The sequence below is a fragment of the Georgenia deserti genome (assembly GCF_042680605.1).
Lineage (GTDB): Bacteria > Actinomycetota > Actinomycetes > Actinomycetales > Actinomycetaceae > Allobogoriella > Allobogoriella deserti.
The window spans coordinates 41,182-53,633 of record NZ_JBHUEE010000011.1; the positions used below are offsets into that span (position 1 = coordinate 41,182).

The following is a 12,452-nucleotide window of genomic DNA, read 5'->3' on the forward strand; positions in this document are numbered from 1 at the left end:
CGGGCGTCCAGGGCCGGCCCGAGCAGTCGCTCGTGACGAGTGGTGCCACATCGCGTGAGGTCCCGCGCGTTCGTCGTCAGGTCGCCGCCGCACCTGCCGTCGGCGTCGGCGCCTGCTCGCGCGGCGTGCGGATCTGTCCGACGACCGCGACCGGGCAGCGTGCATGCCGGAGCACGCCGTGGCTGACCGAGCCCAGGAGGGCCGAGCGCACTGTGCCGCGACCGCGGGAGCCGACCACCACGAGGTCGGCGTGCGCGGAGGCGGCGGCGAGGGCGGTGACCGGGTTCTGCAGACGAATGGTGGTCTCGACCTCCACGTGCGGGTAGGCGGCCGCCCACGTGGCGATCTCGTCCTCGACGGCACGTTGGTCCTCGGCCAGAACGCCGTCGGGTACGGTCCCGAAGCCGAACTCGTAGCCGGTGGCGGCCACCGTCCAGCCGACGACGACGCGTACGCGTGCGCCTCGGTTCGCTGCCTCGTCGAAGGCGAACCGCAGCGCGTGCCGCGCTCCGGCGGAACGGTCGAAGCCGACGACGATCTCGCCGTGGTGGGTCTCCGGGACGTCGCGGACGACGACGACCGGAGGCATCGTGCGTTCGACGATGCGACCGCAGGCCGTGGAGATCACGAGGGCGGCGAGGCTGCCGTGACGTTCGGTGCCCAGCACCAGCGCGTCGGCTGCGCCAAGTTCCTTGACGAGTTCCTCCGCGATCGGGCCGCGCCGTATCGCCGTCGTCACGGTGCCGGACGGATTGACCCCGCGGGCGGCGGTCGCGGCCTCGGCGACGACCTTGCGGCCGGCGTCGACCGATGCGGACCCGGCGACCGGGCGGACCCACTCCCCGACCGGCGGCAGGACATGAACGATGCGCAGCGGGCACCCGCGCATTGCGGCATCGCGCGCTGCCCAACGGACGGCGGCAGTGCCGGTGGTGGTGCCATCGGTGGCGACGGTGATGCGGCCCATGATCGTCTCCTTGCTCGTGTGCCAACGTCTCTATGGCACTGCACAGCAGAGGCCGGCGCCTGAGTCGAAGGTCCCGAGGCGATCGGGACATCTGCCGAGACCGGGTTGGCACGCCCTGCTCGTGCCGCGGGACGTCCGCACCGACGGAGCTTTGCGGCTACACCCGCTCCGCCGCCGCACGCACCAGCGCCGCAGTCTGGGTGACGATCGCCTGCCGCGTCTCCTCGAAGAGCTCGTCACTGCCGCCGAACTGGGTGGCGAAGTGATGCATGTCCGGCGTGTGGATGTGTCCTGCGGCCACGGCCGCTCCGCCGGAAAGCCGGTCCCGTAGCAACGTGTTGCGATACGCGCTCTCGTTGGAGAGGTAGTTTCCTCCCCCGCCGCGGTACGAGATCGATCCGGCGCCCGGTGCCACCGGGGGCTCGGGCGGTGGGAACCCGTGCGGCACGGGGTCGTTGCGCACGGCGCGCTCGGCGTGCGCGGGATCGGGAATCTCTTCGAACCGGGTGTTCCACACGACGCCAAAGGCCACGTCCGTCTCTGGCCAGCGCGACGCGGCCGGCCGCGGCACATCGGCACCGGTGCGCGCGGTGATCATCGCCTCGACGGGCAGGCTCGTACGCGTCCACTGCGGTGGGTCGTGGAGGTCGAACTCCTCCGGCCCGCCCCAGCGCTGCGGCACCTGGATGAACACCTCAGGCGAGTCGGCCGGCACCGCGACAGCGTCCGTCGACGGTGCCGGCTGTTCGCCGTCGTTGTCCGCCCGCCCGGCGTGGTAGCGGGCGTTGTACTCCTCGAGGTTGAACTGGGAGCCGCTGCCCTGGCTCACCGTGATCGATGCGTGCAGCCGCTGCGGCCCCGGCCGCATCCACGGGCCCACGGTGTCCTCGAGGTACCCGCGGGCGAACCGCGAGTAGCTGACCGGCAGGACGTACGCCTGGATCCGGACGGTGCGCCCGTCGGAACGGACATACTCGGTGCCGTGCAACGCGAGTGCGGCCGCGCCGGAGGGATTGCCGTGCCTGAGGTTGTTGCCGGCCGTCTCGGCTGCCGGTCCGGTGGCGCCGCCGTCGAGGGTGTACGGGTCGAATCCGCTGACGAGGATCCGCACGCCGTCGTCGGGAAAATCGACGCTCGCCGCACCTCGCGAGGCGCGGTCGAAGGCCTCGAGCAACCCCTCGCGCCGGTCCTCATCGAGATCGAAGCCCGGGGTCCAATGCCGGATCGTGGTGGAGGCGAGCAGCCGGGTCCAGTAGAGCGGCCGGTCGTCGGCAGGCGGCAGGTCCCCGCGTCCTACGCGGCCTTGGGCGCGGTCGACCGCCGCGCGCCACAGGCCGAGCCCGTGGTCGGTGATGACCTGCTCGGCCTCGTCCGGCGTCGCGGTGGTGTCGAGCGCGGCCTGCAGCACCGGGGCGACGTCCTCGAATCCGCCACCGAGGATCATCTGGCTGGCGAACGGCACGGGTTGCGGGCCCGTCGGGTCGCCCTCGTCAGGAAGCCGCAGCTCCAGCCGACTCTCCTCGATACTCACCACCCCGACGCTACCGGCGTGACGGCGTCGCCCGGCAAGGGTTCGCGGTCGCGTTCGCTGAGCACAACTCACAGACCTCTGCTGGGGCCGACTGTCCGACACCCGTCATACGGGCGGCTCGGCACGCAGGCCTGGGGCGAGTGTCCGAATGCGATCGTTACTGCCGTGGCCGGCGCTGCCTGAAGTCCTGAGCGATGGCGTCGAAGGTCGACCACCGCACGCCCTGGTGCGCGCTGATGTGCTCGATGAGCCGCTCGAGCATGAGCAGGACCTGGGGCCGACCCGAGACGTCGGGATGGATCGTCATGGTGAACACCGCGTACTCGCACTCGCGGTAGACCCAGTCGAACTGGTCGCGCCACATCTGCTCGATGTCGCGCGGGTTGACGAAGCCGTGGGAGTTCGGGCTGGTCTTGATGAACATCATCGGCGGAAGGTCATCGAGGTACCAGCTCGCCGGGATCTCCACGAGGTCCGTCTCCTCGCCACGCACGAGGGGTTTCATCCATTCCCGGGCCGGTTTGTCGTAGTCGATCTTCGTCCACCGGTCACCAACACGTACGTAGTAGGGCTCGAAGTCGCGGTGCATGAGCGAGTGGTCGTAGGTGATGCCGCGTTCGAGGAGGAGTTCGTTGGTCACCGGGGAGAATTCCCACCAGGGCGCGACGTATCCGGTGGGCCGGGTGCCGGTGCGGTTCTCGATGAGTCCGATGCAGTGGTCGAGGATCTCGGACTCCTGCTCCCGGCTCATCGCGATGGGGTTCTCGTGGCTGTAGCCGTGCACCCCGATCTCGTGTCCGGCTGCCGCGACCTGGTCGAACTGCTCGGGAAAGGTCTCGATCGAGTGGCCGGGCCAGAACCAGGTGGCCGGCAGGTCGTAGCGCTCGAGCAGGGTGTTCAGCCGGGGCACGCCGACGTCGCCGGCGAACAGGCCCCGCGAGATGTCGTCCGGCGAGTCCTCGCCGCCGTAACTGCCGAGCCAGCCACCGACCGCGTCGACGTCGATGCCGAACGCCACGAAGATGTCCTTGGCCATGGCGCGTCCTCCTTCTCCGTCGTGTCTTCTTCTCTCCGCGCGCGGCCTCGGCCGCGCTCAGCGGTACGGGTCGACCATCTCCTGGGTGACGTCCTCGCCCGTTGCCAGCAGCAGCGCGAGCAGCAGTCGCGCGTGGAAGAGCGGGACGGAGGCGAACTGGAGGGCACCGGCTGCGACGAGGTCGACGCCACCCCCGTTGCCGTAGATCGGTACCACCGGCCCCGCGGCCACTCGCGTGGAGAGTCCGACTGCGACGCCGGAATCCGACGCGGCGCGCACCCAGTCCAGGATCGCGTGAGTGGCGTTGCCGGTTCCGGTCCCGGCGAGGATCACGCCCTTGGCTCCGGCGGCGACCGCAGCCTCGGCCAGCGCCGCATCCACACCGGGGTAGACGGCGACGACGTCGACGCGCGTGGCGTCGAAGCGCGCGTCCGGCAATGGCAACGCCGGTGGTCGGACGGGCCTCACGGTCACGGTGGTGACGCCGTCGCGGACCGTGCCGATCGGGCCGCCGTCGCTCGTTCGGAAGGGCTCGGCGGCGATCGTGTGGTGCTTACGCGTGCGCGCAGGGTCGTACAGAGCACCCGCGAAGACGATCACCGTGCCGCAGCCGCGTGCCGTGTCCGAGGCCGCCACCGCGATGGCGTCGCGAAGGTTGCGTGGCCCGTCCGAGTCGGGTTCGTCCGCCGTGCGCTGGGCTCCGGTGAGAACCACGGGCTTGTCCCCGCCGTGCACGAGCGAGAGCAGATAGGCCGTCTCCTCCATGGTGTCCGTGCCGTGGGTGACGACGACGCCGTCGACCTCCTCGCGGGCGAGTTCGTCGGACACCGCCTCACAGATCCGACGCAGGTGTTCGTGACGCAGCAGGAACGAGCCGAGGTTGAACAGGTCCCGGGAGCGGATCTCGATCTCGTCCACCGCCACTCCGGTGAGCAGGTCGGCGGCGCCGCGCATGGCCACGGCTCCACCGTCCTCGGAGCGGGTCGAGGCGATCGTGCCTCCGGTCCCGATCACCACCACCGTCTTCATGCCACATGCTCCGTCCGCGTGACGACCTCGCCGTGGACGCTACGACGGCTCCGTCGCCGAGACCAGTCGACGTCGCCCGCCACCGGCGTCGCGAAGGTTCTCGCCGTGCGCTCCCCGGTAGAGGTCTACGGTGACCGTTCGAGGATGCCGAGATCGAGGGCCCGCAGCACCGCTCGGGTGCGGTCCCGGACCCCGAGCTTGAGGAAGACGTTCGTCATGTGGTTCTTCACCGTTCCGGCGGCCAGATGCAGCACGTCGGCGATCTCACCGTTCGAGTAACCGGCCGCGGCGAGTCGCAGGACGTCGAGTTCGCGGGCGGTCAGCGGCTCGGGCCGGTCGAGCCCGTCGACGGGGTCGCGGACGGCGGCGGCACGGAAGATCCGGTCCGTCAGGTTCGGCTGGACGAGGGTTCCGCCGTACGCGAGCGTACGGATAGCACCGACGAGCTGGTCGAGGGTGACGTCCTTGAGAAGATACCCGCGCGCTCCCGCCCGCAGCGCCTGCAGCACGAGCTCGTCGTCGTCGAACGTGGTCAGCACCAGCACCGGCGGTGCGATCCCCCGCTCCGCGAGCGCCTCCAGCGTGGTGATGCCGTCGCGGCCCGGCATCCGCAGGTCGAGCAGGAGCACGTCGATCTCGACGTTCTCGGCGAGAGCGAGAGCTTCGTCGCCGTCGGACCCCTCGGCCACGACCTCGACGTCGTCCGCAAAGGCGAGCAGGCTGCGGATGCCCTTGCGCACCAGGTGCTGATCGTCCACGAGCGCAACCCGGATCATGCCGGTACCCGTGCCGTGATGATGAAGCCGGCACCGCGGCGGGACCTGAGGTCCAGCGTGCCGCCGAGCTCCTCGATCCGCTCGGTCATGCCGGTCAACCCGTTCCCGGGTTGCAGGTCGGTGACGCCGGCGCCGTCGTCTCGCGCCGTGAGCACGAGACCGTCGACGTCTGAGGTGACCGCGATGTCGAGTCTGGTCGCATCGGCGTGCCGCAGGGTGTTCGTGACAACCTCCTGGACGCAGCGGACGACGGCGAGCGCCACTCGTTCGCCCGGTGGGCACTGCTCGTCCACCCGGAGGTCGATCGTCAGGCCGGGAATCCCGGCGACCACCTTCCGCAGCGTGGGTTCCAGCCCCGCAGGTTCACTGCGCAGCTCGCCGACAGCCGCCCGCACGTCGGAGAGGAGGTCCTTCGCGACCTGGCGGGTCTGCAGGACGTGTTCGCGGGTCTCGCCGTCGGACTGCAGTGCGATGACCTCGAGATCGAGCGCGAGGGCGGTGAGCTGGTGCCCGACGAGGTCGTGCAGGTCCCGGGCGATCCGCAGTCGCTCCGCGTCTCGACTGGAGGTGGCGAGCAACGCCGTCGCAGCACGGAGATCGGCGTGTGCGGCGGCGAGTTCGGCCCGTGCCTCGTGCTCGCGGCGGGCCGAGATGACAACGACCGCCGCGAAGGACATGAACGCCGCGTAGGCCAGCGTGTTGAACACGACGGAGGCGACGGACGTGCCTTCGATGGCGGCCGAACCGGCCGCGACGACCACGGTGTGGGCCGCGACGACGAGCGCGACCGCCCAGCCGGGTAGCACGAAGGCACTGGTCGCCGTCGTGACGACGAACAGCACCGCGGTCCACCCGAGGTGCGGGGCGAGCAGGAACACGGCGCTACCGCAGATGGCGAGCACCACGAACCGGCCGAGCTCCGAACCAGCCCACGGCACCGGGAGAAAGCCGCACTCGATCGCGAAGACGAGCACGTAGATCACGTACAACGACCACCACACGACGGTCGTGGCCGTGGAATCGCCGACCCCGGCGCCGGAGAACAGCACCGCGGCCCCCACGACGAGCGCACCGATCAGGCCGGCTGCGCCGCCGAAGACCTCATCGGGACGAGCGCGCATTGGGTGCATGCTACGGCGGCCCGCACGCCCCCGGACGTGCCAGAGGTCATGGATGCCACCCGTGCCTGCCGGCACATCCGCCCGGCCCGGTCCGCTGCGTAGCGTCCGGGTCGTCGAAAGGAGCGGTCATGACCGTGCTGGAGATGTGTGACGTGCACAAGACGTACGCCGAGGTCCGCGCCCTCGACGGCCTGGACCTGGTGGTCGAACGGGGCGAGATCGTCGCCGTCCTGGGCCCCAACGGAGCCGGGAAGACGACCGCGTTCGAGCTGCTGCTCGGGCTGTCTCGTCCGACATCGGGGCATGTCGAGGTGCTCGGACAGGCGCCCGGTGGCGCGGTACGGGCCCGAGTCGGGGCGATGCTGCAGTCCGCCGGACTGCCGGCGCAGACGACGGTGCGGGATCTGGTGCGGTTACTGGGCCGTGCCTACCCACGATCACTCCCGGTGGACGAGGTGCTCGAACGGACGTCGCTGACGGGCCGGGCCGGCGCGCGGGTCACGTCCCTCTCCGGCGGCGAACGTCAGCGGCTGCTGCTCGCCTTGGCACTGGTCGGGGCGCCCGATGTGCTGCTCCTCGACGAGCCGACGGCAGCCATGGACGTCGCTTCGCGGCGGGCGTTCTGGCGACAGACCCGCGCGAGCGTCGCCGAGGGCGCGACACTGCTGTTCGCCACCCACGATCTGGCCGAAGCGTCGGCCGTGGCCGACCGGGTCGTGGCGCTCCACGAAGGGCGCACGGTGGCGGACGCGACTCCGGAGGAGCTCACGGATCACGGCCGCAGCGATCTCGAGGACGTGTTCCTGGCGCTCACCGACGAATGGTCCAGCGCCGTGGACGGGAAGGCCGTCCGATGACCACACACACTCAACACCATGGCCCGGGCCCGATCCGGGAGCGGAGGACCGGCGGCCCGCTCGGCCTGATGGCGCTCGCGGTCCTCACGGAGCTGCGGGCGAGCCTGCGCACCCCCGAGTTCGCGGTCGGTGCCGTGGCGATCCCGCTGGTGCTGTACGCCATGTTCGGGCTGCCGAACGAGTCCACCCTGCCCGGCGGAACGAGTGTCCGGCTGGCGATGCTCGTCTCTATCGCCGCCTACGGCGTCGTCTCGCTGGCGATCTTCGTCTTCGGCGAGGACGTGGCGGGAGACCGCGGCCGGGGTTGGGCACGGACCCTGGCGGCCACGCCACTGCAGACACGGACGTACCTAGCCGGAAAGGTGGGCGACGCCGTCGTGCTGGCCGTCCTCATCGTGACGGCCCTGTCGCTGCTCGCCGCGTTCGCGGGTGGCGTCGAACTCGACGCCGGCTCCTGGCTCGCCCTCGGCGCGACCATGGTCTCTGCGGTCCTGCTGTTCAGTCCGCTCGGCTTCGCCATCGCGTATCTGGCTCGGCCGCGGGCCGCGGCGGTGGTCGCGAATCTCATCTTCCTGCCGCTGGCATTCGCGTCGGGCTTCTTCTTCCCGCTCGGTGAACTGCCCGACGTCATCGGGACGATCGCCGAGGTCCTCCCTACCTTCCACTTCGGGCAGCTCGCCTACCGTGTGGTGATGCCTGACGGCGACGTCGAGTTCTGGTCCGACACGGCGACGCGGCCGCTGTGGATCCATGCGGTGTGGGTGCTGGGCTACGCCGTCGTCCTCGGTGCGGCCGCGTTGCTGGCTGCGCGGCGCGAGGCCGTCACCCGCCGTGGCTGAGGACGCTGACGGCGCCGCAGCCGACCGTCAGAACAGCGCGAGCTGAGTGGGTTCGGTCGCTGCCGGCGGTGCGGTCTCTGGCGTGGTGCGCTCGCGCCACATGCGCTCGGCGCGCCGTTCGAACCCGTGCCGACGTCGGATCCGCCCGGCCCGTTCGGCCAGCCACTGCCGGTACTCCTTGGCGGCGTACGAACCATGAGGGTAGATGTGCCGGTACTTCGGCACGAGCTCGGGAAACTCGCGCTGGAGCCAGGCCATGAACCACTCACGAGCACCGGGGCGAAGGTGCAGCGCCCCGGTCGTGACGTCGCTCGCTCCTGCGTCCGCGAGGGCGGCGTGGAGCTCCTCGAGGTGGTCGGCGGAGTCGGTCAGCCAGGGCAGGATCGGCATCGCCAGGACCGAGCAGTCCAGCCCGGCGTCGGTGATCGCGCGTACCAGATCGAGCCGGGCCTGCGGTTTCGGTGTGCCGGGCTCGACGCGCTGTTGCAGCTCGGGATCGATCATCGCGAGTGAGACCGCCACCGACACAGGCACCTTCCGCGCGGCCTCGACGAGCAGGGGCAGGTCGCGGCGCAGCAGCGGGCCCTTGGTGAGGATCGAGAACGGCGTGCCGGAGTCGGCGAGTGCCTCGATGATGCCCGGCATGAGTTGGTAGCGACCCTCAGCGCGCATGTACGGATCCGAGTTGGTGCCGAGCGCCACGTGCTCGCGCTGCCACGACGGTCTGGCGAGCTCCTTGCGCAACACGTCGACCACATTGGTCTTGACGATGATCTGGGTGTCGAAGTCACGCCCGGAGTCGAGGTCGAGGTACTCGTGGGTCTTCCGCGCGAAGCAATAAACGCACCGGTGAAGGCAGCCACGCGTGGTGTTGATCGTCCACGAGAACGGCATGTTCGACTGTTTCGGCACGCGGTTGAGCGCGCTCTTGCTCAGCACCTCGTGGAAGGTGACGCCGTCGAAGTCCGGGGTGCGGACGCTGCGCACCAGCCCCTTCAGTGGCAGCAAGGCACCCGGGTCCGTGCCGTCGATCCGTTGCGTCTCCCACCGCACGAAGCTATTCGAACATAGTTTCGAGTCTGGGTCCAGCGACACTCCCTCAGGCGGCCTCGAGGTCCTGACCTCGGGCCACCTCGTCCGGGGTGAGCTTCCGCAGGGCGAGACCCGTGACCACCCCGACCACGAGCACCAAGGCGGAACCGATCAGCGCCGCGGTGCTGAAGCCCTGGGCATAGGCGTCGAAGGCGCGTTCCAGGAGCGCATCCGCGACGGCCGAGGGACTCTGACCGGCCGCGGCGACCGCGCCTCCCAGGGTCTCCTCGGCCGCCGCCGCAGCCTCGGCGTCGAGCACCTCCGGGGACCGGTCACTCATCGCGCTCCGGTAGATCGCCGCGGAGATCGTCCCCAGCGCGGCGATACCGAGCGCGCCGCCGAACTCGGCACTCGTCTCCGAGACTGCGGAGGCGGCGCCGGCCTTCTCGGGTGGGGCGGTGGCCAGGACCAAGGAGGTGGCGAGCGTGGCGGTGACCCCGACGCCCACGGTGAGCAACCCGTAACCGACGATCAACCAGCCGACGTGATCGCTCGGGCCGATCCGACTGACCCACGCGAACCCGGCAGCCGAGACCGCCAGGCCGGCAGCGATCAGGACCGCCGGACGGACCGTGCGCCCGAGAACCGACGCCGCAGTCACACCCAGCACGCTTCCACCCACCGCCGGGAGCATCCACACCGCGGCGTCGAACGGGCTGTACCCGAGCACCGCCTGAATGAAGGTCACCGCCAGGAACCCCATGCCCGCAGTGGCGAAGACGACGGTCATGTTGGCCGCGATGGAGGCACTGAACGCCGCGCGACGGAAGAGTCGGACATCGATCATCGGCGTCGCGGCCCGGAGCTGTCGGCGCGCGAACAGGGCGGCGAAGACGAGACCGGCGAGCAGGGTGACCACGCTGCCCACCTGCAGCCCCTCCCCCACCATCGTCTTGATCCCGTAGATCACCGGCAGGACGGCCGCCAAGGACAACACCGACCCCAGCAGATCGAGGCGACCGGGCGCCGGATCCCGCGACTCGCGCACGATCATCGGAGCGACGACGAGCAGCAGCACCATGATCGGCACGTTCAGGAGGAAGACCGACCCCCAGTGGAATCGCTCCAGCAGCATCCCTCCGACGATCGGCCCGACGGCGAATCCCCCGGTGAACGCGGCGGTCCAGATGCCGATAGCGCTGCGCCGCTGATCCGGGTCGGCGAACATGCTGCGGATCAGCGAGAGCGTCGACGGTGCGAGCGTCGCGCCGCCGAGTCCGAGCAGCGCCCTGGCCGCGATGAGCATCTCCGCCGAGGTGGAGACCGCCGCCAGGACCGAGGCGGCGCCGAAGGCCGTCGCACCGATCAGCAACATCCGCCGCCGTCCGATGCGGTCCCCGAGGCTCCCCATGGTGATGAGGAACCCGGCCATGACGAATCCGTAGATGTCCATCATCCAGAGATGTTGCGAGGCGGTGGGAGCGAGTTCGGCACTGATCGAGGGGGCCGCCATGAACAGGATGGACAGGTCCATGGAGGCGAGGAGGGCGGGAAGGACAAGCACGACGACGCCCCACCACTCGCGTGAGGTGGCCCGGGCGGGCAAGGAATCGGTAGTAGCCATACCGGGATCATACGTCCGTCTAATACGCCCGTACAAGACATTTGTATAAACTCGTCGTAGACTGCGCCCATGAGCCAACGCGACGACCTCCTCCGAGGGGCGCGGCAGTGCCTGGCCGAGAAGGGCTACTCCCGCACGACCGCGCGCGACATCGCCCACGCTTCCGGCGCGAACCTCGCCTCGATCGGCTACTACTTCGGCTCCAAGGACGCCCTCCTGAACGCCGCCGTGCTGGAGTCGTTCGACGAGTGGGGCGACGCGGTCGAAGCCGCCATGGCCGACGCCGACAGCGACAATCCGCTCGACCGCCTCGAGGCATTCTTCGACCACTTCATCGCCAGCACACCGCAACGCCGCACCATGCTGGTGGCAAGCCTGCAGGCCTTCGCCGAGGCGGAGTTCGCGCCGGAGATCTACGCCCAACTACGCGCGTCCCACGACGAGGGCAGACGAAGCCTTGCCGCCCTCGTCCTCAACGCCGACCCGAGCGACCTGACGAACGAGGATCTGAGCGTCGGCTTCGTCGTGCTCAGCCTGATCAACGGATTCGCCCTGCAGTGGTTCACCTCGCCCGAGTCCGCACCTGGACCGGCCGAGATCGCGCGCGCCGTCCGCCGCCTGGTCGGCTGATCCGGTGTCGGGGCCGGGGCCGCGCGCGACTAGCCGTACGGCGAAACCGGCTGAGCACGCCCCTCGGCGCGCCGGTGGCCCAGGCCCCGCGCGCGTGGGAAGGTCAGCATGCACGCCCATGCCGACAAGGAGCACTCAGCATGACCCAGGTCGTTCCCGCGATCCCCACGCCGTTCTACGACGACGGCGTGCTGGACCTGCCCGCGTTCGACGCGGCGCTGCAGGTGATCGAGCCGCACGTGGACGCGGTCTTCGTGGCGGGCACGACCGGGGAGTTCCTCGCCCTGGACGACGACGAGCGTATCGAGCTCTTCCGCCGCGCTGTGGCGTACCTCGGCCGCGACCGCGTCATCGCGCACGTCGGACACGGGAGCAGCCGTCAGGTGCTCCGGCTGGCCAAGGCGGCCACCGCCGGAGGTGTCCACCGTTTCGGCCTCGTCTCGCCGTACTACATCGCGACCGACGACGACGCTCTCGTCGGCTTCTACCGCACCGTCGCCGAGGCGCATCCGGACGCGAGCCTCTACGCGTACCTGTTCCCCGAACGCACCGGGACCGACCTGTCGGCGGAGACCTTCGGCCGGCTCATGGACCTGCCGGGGATGGCCGGCGCGAAGCTCTCCGGCGGCGCCGCGGACCGCCTGGCCGAGTACGCCGACGTGATGCACGACGAGCAGGACCTGTTCTCCGGCGACGACGCGCGGCTCCCGCAGGCGGTCGGCCACGGTGCGGCCGGCCTTGTCTCGGCCGTCGCGTCGGCGTTCCCGGAGAGTTACCGCGCGCTGGCGGACGCGCTCGACGCCGAGGACAGCAGCGCCGTCGAGGAGCACCAGGCCGTCGCCGCCCACCTCGTCTCGGCCGTCGGAACCACCGAACGGGTCAAGGCAGCCCTGGCCGAGCGCACGGGCCACGACTGGGCGGCACGGATGGCCCTGCCCGCACTCGAGGACGAGGCCCGCGAGGAGGTAGCCCGCGCCGTCGCCGAGCACTCTTGACCGGACGGGCACCGA

12 protein-coding genes are annotated in these 12,452 nt (G+C 70.4%); 4 read left to right on the forward strand and 8 right to left on the reverse strand.

Features of this window, described 5'->3' with window-relative positions; all coding sequences use genetic code 11:
• Window positions 1–76: 76 nt before the first annotated feature.
• The 6 genes from ACFSE6_RS17175 to ACFSE6_RS17200 all read right to left on the reverse strand — a co-directional run bounded on the left by ACFSE6_RS17175 (window position 77) and on the right by ACFSE6_RS17200 (window position 6,460).
• Complete coding sequence (locus ACFSE6_RS17175; RefSeq protein WP_388010162.1) at window positions 77–967, reverse strand: universal stress protein; 891 nt, start codon at window positions 965–967, stop codon at window positions 77–79.
• Window positions 968–1,124: 157 nt separating this feature from the next.
• Window positions 1,125–2,498, reverse strand: coding sequence for a hypothetical protein (locus ACFSE6_RS17180; RefSeq protein WP_388010165.1), 1,374 nt, complete (start codon window positions 2,496–2,498; stop codon window positions 1,125–1,127).
• 157 nt (window positions 2,499–2,655) lie between these two features.
• Window positions 2,656–3,534, reverse strand: a complete 879-nt coding sequence (locus ACFSE6_RS17185) for a polysaccharide deacetylase family protein (protein WP_388010168.1) — start codon at window positions 3,532–3,534, stop codon at window positions 2,656–2,658.
• A 57-nt stretch (window positions 3,535–3,591) separates the two neighbouring features.
• Entirely contained in the window at window positions 3,592–4,563 is a 972-nt protein-coding gene (locus ACFSE6_RS17190; RefSeq protein WP_388010171.1) for an asparaginase, read from the reverse strand.
• Between the two features lie 125 nt (window positions 4,564–4,688).
• Window positions 4,689–5,339, reverse strand: a complete 651-nt coding sequence (locus tag ACFSE6_RS17195; RefSeq protein WP_388010174.1) for a response regulator — start codon at window positions 5,337–5,339, stop codon at window positions 4,689–4,691.
• A complete protein-coding gene (locus ACFSE6_RS17200; RefSeq protein WP_388010177.1) occupies window positions 5,336–6,460 on the reverse strand; it encodes a sensor histidine kinase in 1,125 nt (374 codons plus the stop codon). Before ACFSE6_RS17200 ends, ACFSE6_RS17195 begins: the two co-directional genes overlap by 4 nt.
• Window positions 6,461–6,588: 128 nt before the next feature.
• Here ACFSE6_RS17200 and ACFSE6_RS17205 point away from each other — a divergent pair, with 128 nt between their 5' ends.
• Window positions 6,589–7,317, forward strand: a complete 729-nt coding sequence (locus ACFSE6_RS17205; protein WP_388010180.1) for an ABC transporter ATP-binding protein — start codon at window positions 6,589–6,591, stop codon at window positions 7,315–7,317.
• The gene (locus ACFSE6_RS17210; protein ID WP_388010183.1) at window positions 7,314–8,156 is read left to right on the forward strand and encodes an ABC transporter permease; all 843 of its coding nucleotides are present in this window, start codon (window positions 7,314–7,316) and stop codon (window positions 8,154–8,156) included. Before ACFSE6_RS17205 ends, ACFSE6_RS17210 begins: the two co-directional genes overlap by 4 nt.
• A 27-nt stretch (window positions 8,157–8,183) precedes the next feature.
• On the opposite strand, the gene ACFSE6_RS17215 is transcribed toward ACFSE6_RS17210, so the two are convergent.
• Complete coding sequence (locus tag ACFSE6_RS17215; protein ID WP_388010186.1) at window positions 8,184–9,209, reverse strand: Rv2578c family radical SAM protein; 1,026 nt, start codon at window positions 9,207–9,209, stop codon at window positions 8,184–8,186.
• A gap of 46 nt (window positions 9,210–9,255) precedes the next feature.
• A complete protein-coding gene (locus ACFSE6_RS17220; protein WP_388010189.1) occupies window positions 9,256–10,812 on the reverse strand; it encodes an MFS transporter in 1,557 nt (518 codons plus the stop codon).
• Window positions 10,813–10,881: 69 nt separating this feature from the next.
• Between ACFSE6_RS17220 and ACFSE6_RS17225 the strand changes: the two genes are divergently transcribed.
• Together ACFSE6_RS17225 and ACFSE6_RS17230 are read left to right on the forward strand one after the other, a co-directional pair.
• On the forward strand, window positions 10,882–11,442 hold the full coding sequence (locus tag ACFSE6_RS17225; RefSeq protein ID WP_388010192.1) for a TetR/AcrR family transcriptional regulator: 561 nt from the start codon (window positions 10,882–10,884) through the stop codon (window positions 11,440–11,442).
• A gap of 140 nt (window positions 11,443–11,582) precedes the next feature.
• A complete protein-coding gene (locus ACFSE6_RS17230) occupies window positions 11,583–12,437 on the forward strand; it encodes a dihydrodipicolinate synthase family protein (protein WP_388010195.1) in 855 nt (284 codons plus the stop codon).
• Window positions 12,438–12,452 lie beyond the last annotated feature (15 nt).